This window comes from Streptomyces sp. NPDC088246, from assembly GCF_044741025.1.
Lineage (GTDB): Bacteria > Actinomycetota > Actinomycetes > Streptomycetales > Streptomycetaceae > Streptomyces.
Genome location: NZ_JBIURV010000001.1, coordinates 486,351 through 501,062 on the forward strand (window position 1 = coordinate 486,351; position 14,712 = coordinate 501,062).

Below are 14,712 nucleotides of genomic sequence, written 5' to 3' on the forward strand. Positions count from 1 at the left end.
TCGAGGTATCGGCCGGACGACCGGCCGGCGAACAACGGAAGGCGGACACCATGGGGCTGCGACGCACCAAGCAGGGCGCGCAGGACAGGCAGCACACGGCGGACATCCACCAGGGGCCCGGCCCCTCGGACCTTGCCGTGGAACTGCGAGGCGTCCGCAGGCAGTACGGCCGCGGCGGCTCCGCCGTCCACGCCCTGAGGGGCATCGACCTCGCCCTCCCGCGCGCCAGTTTCACCGCCGTCATGGGCCCCTCCGGCTCCGGAAAATCGACCTTCCTGCAGTGCGCGGCCGGACTGGACCGCCCCACCGAGGGCTCCGTACGCCTCGGCGGCACCGAGATCACCGGCATGAGCGAGAACCGGCTCACCGAGCTGCGCCGCACCCGCCTCGGCTTCGTCTTCCAGGCCTTCAACCTGCTTCCGTCCCTCACGGTCGAGCAGAACGTCGTCCTGCCCATGCGCCTGGCCGGACAGCGCGCCGGCTCCGCTCGCAGCCGCCACGCAGCCGCCGAGATGCTCACCCGGGTCGGCCTCGGCGACAAGGGCGCGCGCCGCCCCGGCCAGCTCTCCGGCGGCCAGCAGCAGCGCGTCGCCGTCGCCCGCGCCCTGGTCACCCGCCCCGATGTGGTCTTCGCCGACGAACCGACCGGCGCCCTCGACACCACCACCGCCGCCGAGATCCTCGCCCTGCTCCGGCACGCGGTGGACAGCCTCGGCGCCACCGTCGTCATGGTCACCCACGACCCGGCGGCCGCCGCCTACGCCGACCGGGTCCTCTTTCTCGCCGACGGCGCGATCGCGGACAGCCTGCCGCGGGCCGGCGCCGCACAGATCGCCGCCCGGATGACCGCACTGACCGCACGGACGGCCCCCGCCTATGCAGGAGCAGCAGCCTGATGTTCACCCCGCACGTCCCGAACGGCCTCGCCCGCGCGGCCGTCCGCTTCAAGCCCTCGTCGTTCGTCGGGACCTTCGTCGCGCTCCTGCTGGCCGCGGCGATCGTCTCCGCCTGCGGGATCCTGCTGGAGACCGGCCTGCGCGCCTCGGTACCCGCGGACCGCTACGCGAAGGCACCCGTGGTGGTCGCCGCCGATCAGCAGGTCCACATGACGGTCGGCAGTGGCGACGGCGCGTACGACGCCGCCACCCCCGTACCGGACACCGCGCGGCTCCCCGAATCCCTGGTGGGCAAGGCCGCCTCGGCCCCCGGTGCGGCCGCCGCGATCGGGGACGTCAGCTACTCCGTACGGCAGGACGACACCCCCCTCACCGCTCACGGCTGGGGCGCCACCGCGCTCACGGGCACGCGACTGCTCACCGGCGAGGCGCCCGGGACCGGCGAAGTCGTCGTCCCCACCGGCACCGAGGCCCGGGTCGGCCAGAAGATCACCCTCGACACCCCCGCGGGCGTACGGGAGTTCCGCGTCGCGGGCACCACCGCCACCGAAGCCACCGTCTGGTTCGCCGACCGGCAGGCCGTACAGCTCTCCGGCCACCCCGGCCGGGTCGACGCCATCGCCGTGCTCGCCGCCCGCTCCACCCCCACCGGCACCCTCGCCGACCAGGTACGCGAGGCCGTCGGCCACACCGCCGGGGCCAAGGTCCACACCGGTGACGGCCGGGGCGGCGTCGAGGACGCGGGTCTCGCGGGCGCCCAGGAAGTCCTCGCGGGCCTCGGCGGCTCCTTCGGCGGCGTCGCGACCATGGTCGCCGTCTTCACCGCTGCCGGTACGGTCGCCCTCTCCGTCGGCCAGCGCAGCCGCGAGTTCGCCCTGCTGCGCGCCATCGGCGCCACTCCGCGCCAGCTGCGCCGCACCATCGCCACCGAGTCCCTGCTCGTCGCCCCGCTCGCCGGAGCGCTCGGCTGTCTGCCCGGGATCGCCCTGGCCCGCTGGTGGTTCGGGCAGCTCCAGGACAAGGGAGCCATCCCTGAAGCCGTCGCTTTGCGGGTGTCCTGGCTGCCACTGACCATCGCCGCGGCCGCCACGATGCTCACCGCACTGAGCGCCGGATACTTCGCCGCCCGCCGGCCGTCGAAGACCAAGCCGGGGCTGGCTCTCGCCCAGTCCGCGGTGGAACGCCCCCCGTTCGGCTGGATCCGCACCCCGCTCGGCATCGCCGCCCTCGTCGGCGGCGTAGCTTTCGCGGGGGTCGCCGCGTCCACGAGCGGCGAGGACGCGGCGAACGCCGCACTCGGCGTCGTCATGTTCTTCATGCTCGCGGTCGGCCTGCTCGGCCCGCTGATCGCGCGGATCTGCGCCGCCGTCATCGGCTTCCCGCTGCGCGCCGCCGGCGCGTCGGGCTCGCTGGCCGCCGCCAACTCCCGGACGAACTCGCGCCGCCTGGCCTCCGCGATCACCCCGATCGTGCTCGCCATGGCCTTTTCCTCCACGCTCGTCTTCATGCACACCAGCGAGAGCCGGGTGATCGCACACCAGCAGCGCGACGCCATCACCGCCGACCACATCGTCTCCGCCCCGGCCGGACTCGCCTCCGACGCGACCGAACGGGCCGCCGCCACACCCGGCGTCACGACCGCCGTCGGGCTGCTCCGCAGTTCCGTCCTGGTGCCCACCGGATCGGGCGGGGACCGGCGGCTCCAGACCACCTCCGCCCAGGGGATCACCGGCTCCGGCCACGACCTCGCCAAGGTCCAGGACCTCGACGTCCGGTCCGGATCGCTGACCGGCCTGCGCCCCGGCACCGTCGCCATCGACACCACCCTCGCCGTATCCACGAAGCTCGGCACGGGCGACCGGCTGGCCCTGCGCCTCCCGGACGGCACCAAGGCGACTCCGAAGATCGTCGCCGTCTACGGCCGTGGCCTGGGCACCGGTCTGGTCACACTGCCCGCCGCAGACCTCAGCACCCATGTCACCTCGCCGTACGTCTCCGAACTGCTGGTACGGGCCACACCCGCCGCCGCACAGAAGCTCGCCGCGCTCGGCACCGTCACCGACCGGACCGGCTACGCCGCCGCTCAGGACCAGAGCCGTGAAATCAACGCCTGGGCCAACACCACCATGGCCGCGGTCCTCGGCGGATTCGCCGCCGTCGCCGCGGTCAACACCCTGGTGATGACCGTCCTGGACCGCCGCCGCGAACTGACCATGCTCCGCCTCGTCGGTTCCACCCGGCGCCAGGTCATGGGCATGATCCGCTGGGAGGCGCTGCTCGTCACGGTCGCCGGCGCCGCGATCGGTACCGGCATCGCACTGGCCACACTGGTCCCGATGGTGAAGGGACTCACGGGCGAATCGCCTTACATCCCGCCGACGTTGTACGGGTCCTTCCTCGCCGCGACCATCGGACTCGGCCTGGCCGCCGTGACGGTCCCGGCCCGGGCCGCCCTGCGTGGGACGGCCGAGCGTCCGTAGAGTCGGGCCATGCCCACCCCACGCGCACAGCTGACCCTGGCCGAAGTCGAGGCGATCGCCCGCGAGGCCCACGCCGACCAGCGGGACAAAGCGGGACGCCCGTACACCGAGCATCTCGCCGCGGTCGCCGAGGGCGTACGGATCAGAGGCGGCAGCGACGGACAGATCGCCGCGGCCTGGCTGCACGACGCCGTCGAGGACGACGCGCTGTCGGAGGAATGGCTGGCCGCCGCCGCGCTGCCGCAGGAGGTCAAGGACATGGTCCTCGCCGTCACCAAACGTGACGGCGAGGACCTCGGTTCGTACACCCGGCGCATCCTCGACACCCCGGGCGCCCTGCTGATCAAGGAGTCCGACCTGGCACACAACGCCGACCCGGCCCGCCTCGCCGTGCTGGAACCGGCGACCCGTACCCGACTGGCCGAGAAGTATGCGCAGGTACGGGGGCTGCTCGGGCTCACCCCGGGCGAATCGCCCGTCGAGCAATCGGTTCAAGCCAACACGGCGAAGGACTGATCCACTCGGATCAGAGTCTGGACGTGGGGCGCCGGAACGCCCAGTTCATGTCCGGCTCGGTCACCGGGCGCAGCACCCGCCGCACCGGCGGCGTACACATCAGCGTCACCGCACCGGCCGCGACCAGTGAGACGAGGACCAGGCCGCCGGGCGTCGAGAGCCATGCGTAGGTGTCGAACAGCCCGGCGTATCCGGCGCCCTTGATCAGGAACCCGTGCAGCAGATAGCCGCAGATCGTCCCGGCGCCGAGCACGGTGAACCACATGGGGCGGCGCGGCACCCAGGACAGGAACCCGATGGTGAGCAGCAGCGCACAGCCGAACATCGCCAGTGTCATCACGGCTCCGGACCACCACGGGGCGCCCATCCCCTGCGCGCTGTTGCTGCGGTAGAACCAGCCCAGCTGCATCCGCGGCGCCGCCCAGTACGCGAACAGCAGGGCCGCGGCGAACAGCGGGAGCGCGAGCATCCGCACCTCACGCCGGCGGACCAGTTGGAAATGCTCGGGCTTCAGCCGGAGTCCCAGCACGAAGAACGGCAGGAACTGCAGAACACGCTGGAGATCGAGGTCGTCGCCGATCGCCGGGGAGAAAGAGGCGAGCACGGCGATGACGAGCGCCACGGGCAGTGGATGGCGCAGCGCCTGCCACAGCGGTGTGGTGATCCGCCAGATGAACAGCGCGACCAGGAACCAGGTGAGATACCAGGGGTCGGTCAGGCTGATCGGTTGATCGGGCGAGTCGTCCGCGTACCGCTTGAAGAGCGAATAAGCCGTCTCGAACACCACATAGGGCACGGCAACGCCGGTGACCAGGCGTTTTACCTTGGCGGCGGACATGTCGAACGAGCGGGAGAAATAGCCGGAGATGATGACGAACGCCGGCATGTGAAAGGTGTACGCCACCATGTACAGCGCACGGACGGTCCGGCTGCCGTCCATCACCGGTTCCCACGAGTGCGCCACCGCGACGAGCACGATGGCCAGATATTTGACGTTGTCGAAGTAGGCGTCACGCTTCTTCGCCGGCGCGGCGGCCGGAGGCTTGTTCGCCACCGGTGCGGGGGGTGCCGCGGTGGCAGTCATCGTCCCTCGGCGTCTGGGCTCCGACTCCCGGGTCGCCGGTGGGAGCGGGGCCCTCTGAAATACGTTCGGAGCGCGGAACATCTAAAGCACCTTAGACGCCGCGATTGCAATTCGTAAAACCGCCCACGGATATTGCATGTCCGCGTCCAATCAAAAACGAAACCGCCAAAAACCGCCCGCTTTGCCCGGCTTCACCCCTCTTAAATGGTGCATATCGCCAGAAGGTTGCGGGGGGTGAATTTCGTCGCACTCGAGCCTTGGAATTGCGTGTGAATAAAGTGTGTGGATATGGAAACCGTCACAGTCGCGAGTCGTTGTGATTATTCGATTCACAGTTCACTCACAGGTGCGGGGGGCCTTGGCGGGGCCCTGTGTCACACCTTGTACGGCCGTGCGCCCCTGGTTGTGCGGCCGTGCGCCCCGGGCGCACGCGGGGCGCAAGGATGGCGCGATCCCGTCCGTTCGATCCGTCACCTGGCAGCGACCACAGGGAAGTTGGTGGCACGATGGAAGGAACGGAGGAGTGCTCGGCCGCACACCTCCGGGCCGGCAAGGCGGACCGACCAAGGGTGTGATCAGTCGTGGCCATTTCACTGTCTGTGGTGCTTCTGTTGGCGATCGTCCTGGTGGTCCTGATCCGAGGCGGCTCCATCAAGGCCGGACCCGCGATCGTCGCGGTGCTCTTCGGCTTCTTCCTGGCATCGACCGGCATGGCTCCGTCGATAAACAGGTTCATGAACTCGATAGCGGAGACCATCAACCAGATCAGCTTCTGATCCGGCCGCGCCGGCGCCCGCACTCCGGTGCGAGAGGTCCGGCAGGACTCGGGCGGAACGCAGCCGGAACGCAAAGGGCCCGGTCCGACGAGGAATTCGTCGGACCGGGCCCAAGCGTGGAGCGGGCGACGGGAATCGAACCCGCGTAGCTAGTTTGGAAGACTAGGGCTCTACCATTGAGCTACGCCCGCAAGCATCGCACCGCAGGTCCGGGGACCGGCGGCAACGAGAAGCATCGTAGCGGGTCGCGGGCGCTGCCCGCACACCCGATTGCGGTCACCCGGTGTCGCGTTCGGTGCCACCCGCGCAAAGCTGCTGATGCACTGCCTTTCTGCATGTACCCTACGTGTCGCACCGACGGGGTGTGGCGCAGCTTGGTAGCGCGTCCGCTTTGGGAGCGGAAGGTCGTCGGTTCGAATCCGGCCACCCCGACCATCGGCAAGATCGCAGACCACCGGCAAGATCGCATTGTGGGAGTCCGTCTCCTTGCCGTTACTATGCAAAATGCGTGCCCGTGTGTCTGATGTACCGGGCTCGGTCCGCGAAGCCGCCTCCGTGCGGCGGAGCAGAACCCCAAGAAGTCAGCCACAAGGAGACCGAACCGTGAAGAGCGCCGTGGAGACCCTGAACCCGACCCGGGTTCGGCTCACTGTCGAGGTGCCCTTCGAGGAGCTCAAGGACAGCCTCGACGCGGCGTACAAGAAGATCAACCAGCAGGTCACGGTGAAGGGCTTCCGCAAGGGCAAGATCCCCGCCCGGGTCATCGACCAGCGGTTCGGCCGTGGTGCGGTGCTGGAGGAGGCCGTCAACGACGCCCTCCCGAAGTTCTACACCGAGGCTGTCAACGAGGGTGAGCTCAACGTCCTCGGTCAGCCCGAGGTCGACATCACCGAACTGAAGGACGGCGAGCTGCTGGCCTTCACCGCCGAGGTTGACGTACGCCCCGAGATCGAGATTCCGGACTACTCCGGCATCGAGGTCACCGTTGACGCCCTCGAGGTCAGCGACGAGGACGTCGAGAAGGCCGTGGAGCAGCTCCGCGAGCGCTTCGCCTCCACCAACCCGGTCGAGCGCGCCGCCGCCGAGGGTGACGTCGTGACGATCGACCTGCAGGCCAAGGTCGACGGCGAGGTCCTGGAGGACGGCGTGGCCGAGGGTGTCTCGTACACCATCGGTTCCGGCGAGCTCCTCGACGGCATCGACGCCGCCGTCACCGGCCTGGAGGCGGGTGGCGAGGCCACCTTCACCTCCGAGCTGAAGGGCGGCTCGGCCGAGGGCAAGGAGGCCGAGGTCACCGTCAAGGTCACCGCCGTCGCCGCCCGTGAGCTCCCCGAGCTGGACGACGAGTTCGCCCAGATGGCGAGCGAGTTCGACACCCTCGACGAGCTGAAGGCGGACAGCCGCAAGCGCCTCGAGAACACCAAGCAGTTCGACCAGGCCACCCAGGCCCAGGAGCGCGTCCTCGACGAGCTGCTGAAGCTGGCCGAGGTCCCGATCCCGGAGAAGCTGCTCGCGGACGAGGTCCAGACCCGCAAGCACAACCTGGAGCACCACCAGCTCGGTCAGATGGGTCTGACCCTCGACAAGTACCTGGAGATCCAGGGCAAGACGGTCGAGGAGTTCGAGGCCGAGACCTCCGAGCAGGCGATCAAGGGCATCAAGACCCAGTTCATCCTGGACGAGATCGTCAACAAGGAGAAGCTGAACGTCAACCAGGAGGAGCTCACCGAGCACCTCATGCGGCGCGCTGCTTCCTCCGGCATGAGCCCCGACCAGTTCGCCCAGGCCGTCGTCGAGGGCGGCCAGGTGCCGATGCTCGTCGGCGAGGTCGCCCGCGGCAAGGCGCTGGCCGTGGTCGTCGAGGCCGCCAAGGTCGTCGACACCAACGGTGAGGTCGTCGAGCTGGAGGACGACGAGGAGGAGGCCATCGAGACGGTCGAGGCCGCCGATGGTGCCGCCGAGGCCGTTGCCGAGGTCACCGAGGAGAAGAACGAGGCCTGAGCCTCGCGCTGAACCCGTACGACGGGCTCCGGACGCTGTGCGTTCGGAGCCCGTCGTCGTATGGCGTACGGTGCCCCACAACCCGTGTGCGGACTGCGGAGCTTGCGCTCCCAGCGAACAGTTGCGGAAGCGGGATGGCGTTGTCCTACCTGCGCGTTAGGGTCCATGAATAGGAAGGGCAGGGGAGTCCCCGCCCACCCGGTACGAAGACGCTGAGACGGCCGGAGCCGTCAGAGACGAGCAGGTGGATACGTGACGAATCTGATGCCCTACGCCGCCGGAGAGCCGTCCCTCGGTGGAGGCCTCGGTGACCAGGTCTACAGCCGACTGCTCGGCGAGCGCATCATCTTCCTCGGTCAGCAGGTCGACGATGAGATCGCCAACAAGATCACGGCGCAGCTGCTTCTCCTTGCCGCCGAGCCGGACAAGGACATCTACCTCTACATCAACAGCCCCGGCGGTTCGGTGACGGCCGGTATGGCGGTCTACGACACCATGCAGTACATCCCGAACGACGTGGTCACCATCGGTATGGGCATGGCGGCCTCGATGGGCCAGTTCCTGCTCACCGGCGGCACCGCGGGCAAGCGCTTCGCGCTCCCGAACACCGACATCCTCATGCACCAGGGTTCGGCCGGCATCGGCGGTACGGCCTCGGACATCAAGATCCAGGCCCAGTACCTGCTGCGCACCAAGCAGCGGATGGCGGAGATCACCGCCCGCCACTCCGGCCAGACGGTCGAGACGATCATCCGCGACGGCGACCGCGACCGCTGGTACACCGCGGAGGAGGCCAAGGAGTACGGCCTCATCGACGAGATCATCACGATCGCATCGGGCGTTCCGGGCGGCGGCGGCACCGGCGCCTGATCCGGTACCCACCGGATCCGGCTCCACCGCCCCGCGCACCTCTCGTACGCCGAGACACCCAGCCACAGAACGCCACCAGGATGGTGAACACCCACATGAACAACTTCCCCGGCGCCTCCGCGAGCGGCCTCTACACCGGCCCGCAGGTGGACAACCGCTACATCGTGCCGCGCTTCGTGGAGCGCACCTCGCAGGGCGTGCGTGAGTACGACCCCTACGCGAAGCTCTTCGAGGAGCGCGTGATCTTCCTCGGCGTGCAGATCGACGACGCCTCCGCCAACGACGTCATGGCGCAGCTGCTGTGCCTGGAGTCGATGGACCCGGACCGGGACATCTCGATCTACATCAACAGCCCCGGCGGCTCGTTCACCGCGCTCACCGCGATCTACGACACGATGCAGTTCGTGAAGCCGGACATCCAGACGGTCTGCATGGGCCAGGCGGCCTCTGCCGCGGCCGTGCTGCTCGCCGCGGGTACGCCCGGCAAGCGGATGGCGCTGCCCAACGCCCGTGTGCTGATCCACCAGCCGTCCTCGCAGACCGGCCGGGAGCAGCTCTCCGACCTGGAGATCGCGGCCAACGAGATCCTGCGAATGCGCACCCAGTTGGAGGAGATGCTGGCCAAGCACTCCACCACGCCGATCGACAAGATCCGCGACGACATCGAGCGCGACAAGATCCTGACCGCCGAGGATGCCCTCGCCTACGGTCTCGTCGACCAGATCGTGTCGACCCGCAAGCAGGCGGCCACGGCCGTCTGACGTCGGCCTTCACCCCTTGGCATGGCGAGTTCACACCGCATCGGCGGTGTGAACCGTGCCAAGGGGGGCCCGAACGGGGGGCAAGGCAAGGTACCGTCGGATAGAGGCACCAGGAGCCGCTGAACCAAGCTGCTCCCAGGCGAAGGGGAAGCACCTCGTGGCACGCATCGGTGATGGCGGCGACCTGCTCAAGTGCTCGTTCTGCGGAAAGAGCCAGAAGCAGGTGAAGAAGCTCATCGCGGGACCCGGTGTGTACATCTGCGACGAGTGCATCGATCTCTGCAACGAGATCATCGAGGAGGAGCTCGCGGAGACCTCCGAGGTGCGGTGGGAGGAACTCCCCAAGCCGCGCGAGATCTACGAGTTCCTCGAGGGGTACGTCGTCGGGCAGGAGCCCGCGAAGAAGGCCCTCTCGGTCGCTGTGTACAACCACTACAAGCGGGTCCAGGCCGGCGAGAACGGCGGCGCGCAGGGCCGGGACGACGCCATCGAGCTGGCCAAGTCCAACATCCTGCTGCTGGGCCCCACGGGCTCCGGCAAGACGCTTCTCGCGCAGACCCTGGCCCGTATGCTCAACGTCCCGTTCGCCATCGCCGACGCGACGGCGCTGACGGAGGCCGGCTATGTCGGCGAGGACGTCGAGAACATCCTGCTGAAGCTGATCCAGGCCGCGGACTACGACGTCAAGAAGGCCGAGACCGGGATCATCTACATCGACGAGATCGACAAGGTCGCCCGCAAGAGCGAGAACCCGTCGATCACCCGCGATGTCTCCGGCGAGGGCGTCCAGCAGGCCCTGTTGAAGATCCTGGAGGGCACCACCGCCTCCGTACCGCCGCAGGGCGGCCGGAAGCACCCGCACCAGGAGTTCATCCAGATCGACACGACGAACGTGCTGTTCATCGTGGGCGGTGCCTTCTCCGGTCTGGAGAGGATCATCGAGTCGCGGGCGGGTGCCAAGGGCATCGGCTTCGGCGCGACAATCCGCTCCAAGCGGGAGATCGAGGCCAGCGACCAGTTCCAGGAGGTCATGCCGGAGGACCTGGTGAAGTTCGGGATGATCCCGGAGTTCATCGGTCGGCTGCCCGTCCTCACCTCGGTCCACAACCTGGACCGTGAGGCGCTGCTGCAGATCCTCGTCGAGCCGCGCAACGCGCTGGTGAAGCAGTACCAACGACTGTTCGAACTCGACGGTGTCGAGCTGGACTTCGACCGCCCGGCCCTGGAGGCCATCGCCGACCAGGCGATCCTGCGCGGCACCGGCGCGCGTGGCCTGCGGGCCATCATGGAAGAGGTCCTCCAGTCCGTGATGTACGAGGTGCCGTCCCGCAAGGACGTCGCCCGCGTCGTCATCACGGCGGACGTCGTCCGCAACAACGTGAACCCGACGCTGGTCCCGCGCGAGCCGCGGACCATCGGCAAGGGCGATGAGGGGCGGCACGAGAAGTCCGCGTAGCGGCAGCCGAACACGCAGAGGGGCGCCCGGCCGGTTCAACCGGCCGGGCGCCCCTTCTGCCGTTCCCGGTGCGTTACTTGACCTCGACGCGGACGTCGTTGCGGAGCTTGGCCGCGGTGTTGGCGGCGTCCTCCAGCGAGACGCTCTTGCCGGTCATCATTGCCGCCATGTCCATGTTCATGACGTAGACCAGGGTGCTGTGGTCGCCCCAGATGCAGACGGGAAGACTGAGCGGCTTGGTGCTACCGGTAGTGCCCGAATCGACCTTGGCCTCCTGGCACTTCAGAACCCCGTTCTCGAACCCCGACGGAGTGAAGGCCTGAGGGCTGCCGACAAAATCGCCCCCGCTTTCCTTGTCCTTGCTCGCCTCGGCCTTGATGTTGGCGAACATGGCATCCACGACCTTCTCGGGGTCTTTGATATCCCCGTAGACGCCGCTGAACTGCAACATCTTCTGGGCGGCCGCCTCGCCGGCCGTGTAACTGCCATTGACGTTCTTGGGGTTCTTGACTCCCCACTTCCCGGCCTCCTTGATCTCGCTGGACGACATCTCGGGCTCGTCGCCAGTCTGGGAGGAAGCCTTCTTGTACGTCCCGTCGATCACCGTCTCCGGCGTCGTCAGCTTGTACGTCTTGCCGTCGTCGGCGACCGAGCTGCCACCCCCGCCCGACGTCAGGAGGTACACCCCACCCGCGATGACCGCCATCGCCACGACCACGCCGCCGATGATCAGGCCGGTCTTCTTCTTCGGCTGGGCCGGGGGGAACGGGGGCTGGCCGCCGTAGGCCGGCTGGCCGCCGTAAGGGGGCGTGGGCGGCTGCTGGCCGTACGGGCCCGGCTGCTGGGCCTGCGGGTAGCCGTAGCCCGGCTGGGTCTGCTGCTGCGGCGGGACACCCTGGGGGGCCTGCTGGGGGTACCCGTAGCCGGGCTGGCCCTGCGGCGGCTGCTGGCCGTACGGGCCCGGCTGCTGGCCGTACGGGCCGGGCTGGCCCTGCGGAGGCTGGCCGCCGTACGGTCCGGGCTGGCCCTGCGGAGGCTGGCCGCCGTACGGGCCCGGCTGGTTGTAGCTCATCTGCGGTGTCCCCTGTTCGGAAATGCTCATCGGAATGCTTATGCGTTCCGAACATCCTGTCGGAAGGTCCACCGCCGCGGAGCACCGGGAGTGACACCGTTACCGAACAAACCGGTTTCAGTGCACGACTGTGACGGCCCTAAACTGTCCCCCGTGACCGAGAACACTCAGCAGACGCCAGCCAGCAACCCCGAACTGCCGACCCAGTACGCACCGGCCGAGGTAGAGGGGAAGCTGTATGAGCGCTGGGTAGAACGTGGTTACTTCGAAGCCGACGAGCACAGCGAGAAGCCTCCGTACTCCATCGTCATCCCGCCGCCGAACGTCACGGGCAGCCTGCACCTGGGGCACGCCTTCGAGCACACGCTGATCGACGCCCTCGTCCGCCGCAAGCGCATGCAGGGCTTCGAGGCGCTGTACCAGCCCGGAATGGACCACGCCGGCATCGCCACCCAGAACGTCGTCGAGCGTGAGCTCGGCAAGGAGGGCAAGTCCCGCCACGACCTGGGCCGTGAGGCGTTCGTCGAGCGCGTCTGGAAGTGGAAGAACGAGTCCGGCGGCCAGATCTCCGGCCAGATGCGCCGGCTCGGTGAGGGCGTCGCCTGGTCCCGTGAGCGCTTCACCATGGACGAGGGCCTGTCCACCGCCGTCCAGACCGTCTTCAAGAAGATGTACGACGACGGGCTGATCTACCGCGCCGAGCGCATCATCAACTGGTGCCCGCGCTGTCTGACCGCGATCTCGGACATCGAGGTCGAGTACCAGGACGACGACGGCGAGCTCGTCTCCATGACGTACGGGGAGGGCGACGACACCATCGTCGTCGCCACGACCCGCGCCGAGACGATGCTCGGTGACACCGCGGTCGCCGTCCACCCCGACGACGAGCGCTACAAGCACCTGATCGGCAGGCAGATCAAGCTGCCGCTGACCGACCGCACGATCCCCGTCGTCGCCGACCACCACGTCGACCCGGAGTTCGGCACCGGTGCCGTGAAGGTCACGCCCGCCCACGACCCGAACGACTTCGAGATCGGCAAGCGCCACGACCTGCCGTTCCTCACGGTCATGGACGAGCGCGCGGTCATCACCGTCCCCGGCCCGTTCGAGGGACTCGACCGCCTGGAGGCCCGGTCCGCCATCGTCGGCGCGCTGCGCGCCGAGGGCCGGATCGTCACCGAGAAGCGTCCGTACCTCCACTCCGTCGGCCACTGCTCGCGCTGCAAGACCACCATCGAGCCGCGCCTGTCCCTCCAGTGGTGGGTCAAGGTCGCCCCGCTCGCCAAGGCGGCCGGTGACGCCGTCCGCGACGGCAGCGTCGAGATCCACCCGCAGGAGATGGAGAAGCGGTACTTCGACTGGGTCGACAACCTCCACGACTGGACGATCTCGCGCCAGCTCTGGTGGGGCCACCGCATCCCTGTCTGGTACGGCCCGAACGGCGAGGTCGTCTGCGTCGGACCGGACGACGAGGTCCCCACGGGCGAGGGCTGGACGCAGGACAGCGATGTCCTGGACACCTGGTTCTCCTCCGGCCTGTGGCCGTTCTCCACGCTCGGCTGGCCGGAGCGGACCGACAGCCTCGCGAAGTTCTATCCGAACTCCGTCCTGGTCACCGGCTACGACATCCTCTTCTTCTGGGTCGCCCGGATGATGATGTTCGGTCTGTACGTCAACGACGGTGTCCCGCCCTTCAAGACCATCGTCCTGCACGGCATGGTCCGTGACGAGTTCGGCAAGAAGATGTCGAAGTCGTTCGGAAACGTCGTCAACCCGCTGGACTGGATGGACAAGTACGGCTCCGACGCGCTGCGCTTCACCCTGGCGCGCGGTGCCAACCCGGGCACCGACGTCCCGATCGGCGAGGAGTGGGTCCAGGGTTCCGCCAAGTTCGCCAACAAGATCTGGAACGCCACCCGCTTCGCCCTGATGAACGGCGCCACGATCGAGGGCGAACTGCCGTCGGCCGACGAGATGTCCGTGACCGAGCGCTGGATCCTGTCCCGGCTCAACAAGACCGTCGCCGAAGTCGACGCGTACTACGACGACTTCCAGTTCTCCAAACTCAGCGAGGCACTGCGGCACTTCGCCTGGGACGAGGTCTTCGACTGGTACGTCGAGCTGTCCAAGACCACGTTCTTCGCGGGCGGCAAGCCGGCCGAGGTCTCGGGCCGGGTCCTCGGTGAGGTCCTCGACGTGATGCTGCGGCTGCTGCACCCGGTCGTCCCGTTCGTCACGGAGACACTCTGGACCGCGCTCACGGGCCGGGAGTCCGTCGTCATCGCCGACTGGCCGACCGACTCCGGCTTCCGCGACGACGCGGCCGAGAAGGAGATCGAGCTCGTCCAGCAGGTCGTCACCGAGGTCCGCCGGTTCCGCTCCGACCAGGGCCTGCAGCCCGGCCAGAAGGTTCCGGCCGAGCTCACCCTGACCGGCACGGCGCTCGCCCCGCACGAGGCGGCCATCCGCCAGCTGCTGCGCCTGCAGCCCGCCGGCGACGGCTTCCACGCCACCGCGTCGCTGCCGGTCGCGGGGGCCACCGTCGCCCTCGACCTGTCCGGCACGATCGATGTCGAGGCCGAGCGCAAGCGCCTGACGAAGGACCTGGGCGCTGCCGAGAAGGAGAAGGCCCAGGCCAACGGCAAGCTCTCCAACGAGGCGTTCCTCGGCAAGGCCCCGGACAACGTGGTCGACAAGATCCGTGGCCGGCTCGCCAAGGCCGAGGCGGACATCGAGCGGATCACCAACCAGCTGGCGAACCTGCCGCAGGGCTGACTCACCCGCTGAGGCCGAAGCCCCC

At 68.6% G+C, this 14,712-nt stretch carries 11 protein-coding genes and 2 tRNA genes; 10 read left to right on the plus strand and 3 right to left on the minus strand.

The genetic code is table 11. From position 1 onward, the window contains the following. Positions 1-50: 50 nt before the first annotated feature. From ACIPEK_RS02200 to ACIPEK_RS02210, 3 genes are read left to right on the plus strand one after another with little or no spacing between them, the layout of a single operon-like run. Positions 51-896 (plus strand): ABC transporter ATP-binding protein, encoded by an 846-nt coding sequence (locus ACIPEK_RS02200; RefSeq protein ID WP_401989803.1) that lies wholly within the window; start codon positions 51-53, stop codon positions 894-896. After that, positions 896-3,376 (plus strand): FtsX-like permease family protein, encoded by a 2,481-nt coding sequence (locus ACIPEK_RS02205; RefSeq protein WP_401989694.1) that lies wholly within the window; start codon positions 896-898, stop codon positions 3,374-3,376. The genes ACIPEK_RS02200 and ACIPEK_RS02205 overlap by 1 nt, the downstream gene beginning before the upstream one ends. Before the next feature lie 9 nt (positions 3,377-3,385). Beyond that, on the plus strand, positions 3,386-3,892 hold the full coding sequence (locus tag ACIPEK_RS02210) for an HD domain-containing protein (RefSeq protein ID WP_401989695.1): 507 nt from the start codon (positions 3,386-3,388) through the stop codon (positions 3,890-3,892). 10 nt (positions 3,893-3,902) lie between these two features. On the opposite strand, the gene ACIPEK_RS02215 is transcribed toward ACIPEK_RS02210, so the two are convergent. Further along, positions 3,903-5,057 carry an acyltransferase family protein gene (locus tag ACIPEK_RS02215; protein WP_401989696.1) on the minus strand — a complete coding sequence of 385 codons (1,155 nt, stop codon included), beginning with the start codon at positions 5,055-5,057 and terminating at the stop codon, positions 3,903-3,905. 500 nt (positions 5,058-5,557) lie between these two features. Between ACIPEK_RS02215 and ACIPEK_RS02220 the strand changes: the two genes are divergently transcribed. Further along, the gene (locus tag ACIPEK_RS02220) at positions 5,558-5,752 is read left to right on the plus strand and encodes a hypothetical protein (protein ID WP_005317603.1); all 195 of its coding nucleotides are present in this window, start codon (positions 5,558-5,560) and stop codon (positions 5,750-5,752) included. Between the two features lie 117 nt (positions 5,753-5,869). Here the strand turns inward: ACIPEK_RS02220 and ACIPEK_RS02225 are convergent. Further along, positions 5,870-5,943, minus strand: a tRNA-Gly gene (locus ACIPEK_RS02225). Between the two features lie 167 nt (positions 5,944-6,110). On the opposite strand from ACIPEK_RS02225, the gene ACIPEK_RS02230 reads away from it, so the two are divergent. The 5 genes from ACIPEK_RS02230 (at position 6,111) to clpX (ending at position 10,840) form a co-directional block, all read left to right on the plus strand. Then, positions 6,111-6,187, plus strand: a tRNA-Pro gene (locus ACIPEK_RS02230). A 168-nt stretch (positions 6,188-6,355) separates the two neighbouring features. Beyond that, positions 6,356-7,753 (plus strand): trigger factor, encoded by a 1,398-nt coding sequence (gene tig, locus ACIPEK_RS02235; protein ID WP_327275257.1) that lies wholly within the window; start codon positions 6,356-6,358, stop codon positions 7,751-7,753. Positions 7,754-8,017: 264 nt separating this feature from the next. Beyond that, positions 8,018-8,623 carry an ATP-dependent Clp protease proteolytic subunit gene (locus ACIPEK_RS02240; protein WP_176729207.1) on the plus strand — a complete coding sequence of 202 codons (606 nt, stop codon included), beginning with the start codon at positions 8,018-8,020 and terminating at the stop codon, positions 8,621-8,623. Between the two features lie 80 nt (positions 8,624-8,703). Beyond that, a complete protein-coding gene (locus ACIPEK_RS02245) occupies positions 8,704-9,384 on the plus strand; it encodes an ATP-dependent Clp protease proteolytic subunit (RefSeq protein ID WP_093898221.1) in 681 nt (226 codons plus the stop codon). Positions 9,385-9,541: 157 nt separating this feature from the next. Next, positions 9,542-10,840, plus strand: coding sequence for an ATP-dependent Clp protease ATP-binding subunit ClpX (clpX, locus tag ACIPEK_RS02250; protein WP_401989697.1), 1,299 nt, complete (start codon positions 9,542-9,544; stop codon positions 10,838-10,840). A gap of 73 nt (positions 10,841-10,913) precedes the next feature. Here clpX and ACIPEK_RS02255 read toward each other — a convergent pair whose 3' ends face one another. Beyond that, entirely contained in the window at positions 10,914-11,912 is a 999-nt protein-coding gene (locus ACIPEK_RS02255; protein ID WP_401989805.1) for a hypothetical protein, read from the minus strand. A gap of 153 nt (positions 11,913-12,065) precedes the next feature. Here ACIPEK_RS02255 and ACIPEK_RS02260 point away from each other — a divergent pair, with 153 nt between their 5' ends. Then, positions 12,066-14,687 carry a valine--tRNA ligase gene (locus tag ACIPEK_RS02260; RefSeq protein ID WP_401989698.1) on the plus strand — a complete coding sequence of 874 codons (2,622 nt, stop codon included), beginning with the start codon at positions 12,066-12,068 and terminating at the stop codon, positions 14,685-14,687. Positions 14,688-14,712: the final 25 nt, after the last annotated feature.

Bases quoted from the DNA above. Each gene is read 5' to 3' on its own strand.
- ACIPEK_RS02200 (WP_401989803.1), top strand. From the start codon at position 51: ATGGGGCTGCGACGCACCAAGCAGGGCGCGCAGGACAGGCAGCACACG.
- ACIPEK_RS02205 (WP_401989694.1), top strand. From the start codon at position 896: ATGTTCACCCCGCACGTCCCGAACGGCCTCGCCCGCGCGGCCGTCCGC.
- ACIPEK_RS02210 (WP_401989695.1), top strand. From the start codon at position 3,386: ATGCCCACCCCACGCGCACAGCTGACCCTGGCCGAAGTCGAGGCGATC.
- ACIPEK_RS02215 (WP_401989696.1), bottom strand. From the start codon at position 5,057: ATGTTCCGCGCTCCGAACGTATTTCAGAGGGCCCCGCTCCCACCGGCG.
- ACIPEK_RS02240 (WP_176729207.1), top strand. From the start codon at position 8,018: ATGCCCTACGCCGCCGGAGAGCCGTCCCTCGGTGGAGGCCTCGGTGAC.
- ACIPEK_RS02245 (WP_093898221.1), top strand. From the start codon at position 8,704: ATGGTGAACACCCACATGAACAACTTCCCCGGCGCCTCCGCGAGCGGC.
- ACIPEK_RS02255 (WP_401989805.1), bottom strand. From the start codon at position 11,912: ATGAGCTACAACCAGCCGGGCCCGTACGGCGGCCAGCCTCCGCAGGGC.